The sequence below is a fragment of the Candidatus Agathobaculum pullicola genome, assembly GCF_052117205.1.
Lineage (GTDB): Bacteria > Bacillota > Clostridia > Oscillospirales > Butyricicoccaceae > Agathobaculum > Agathobaculum pullicola.
Genome location: NZ_JBQKJP010000122.1, coordinates 1 through 617 on the forward strand (window position 1 = coordinate 1; position 617 = coordinate 617).

Annotated in this window: 1 protein-coding gene; it reads right to left on the minus strand. The window is 56.7% G+C overall.

What is annotated here, in order from left to right; all coding sequences use genetic code 11:
- Positions 1 to 411: cysteine-rich VLP domain-containing protein (locus tag ACTQ3V_RS15690; RefSeq protein ID WP_002588751.1), on the minus strand; the 411-nt coding region annotated here is incomplete at its 3' end.
- Between the last annotated feature and the right edge of the window lie 206 nt (positions 412 to 617).

Consider the following 617-nt stretch of genomic DNA (forward strand, 5'->3'; position numbering starts at 1 on the left):
ACTGTCCACAGCAGACCTCCTTTTCCGTTCACTTTCTGTTTTCTGCCGCCTGTGAACTCTGGCGGCACAGCCGGGGCAGTATTTTGCCCGGTTGGATTTGGGGACGAACACACCGCCGCAGACCTCACAGCGTTTCAAGTCCTTATCCCGGAAAATCTCCGCTTCCAGCGTCCCGTCCAGCGGCAAGACCGCCCAGCGGAACCACTTACAGCAGACCGAGAAAGAAATCGTCTGCGGACAGGTGCAGGTGTCCCCATCGTCAAGGACAATGCAGTTGCCGTCCTCACAGCAACAGCACTCCCGGCGTATCAGGCTGGCCGCCTGTTTTCTCTGCGCCGGGGTCATGCGGTAAAGGGAACCGTCCGGCCTGCGTTCCAGCGGCGGCAAGTCTTTATAGGGGTTATCTCTCATGCGTTCCCTCCATTTTGCTTTCCGTTGCCGTTCTCCCCGAAAAGGTTTCCTGCCCCATTCCTGCGGCGTGTTCCGGCGTTGGCACGCTCCTCGCAACTTCGGGACATTTTGGCGCTGTTGACAAATCCCAGTTTATCCTCGTTTGGGTAAATAAAAAAGACGCCCACTGGCGTCATCCGGCGTATTTTATCATCCGTTTCAGGTTC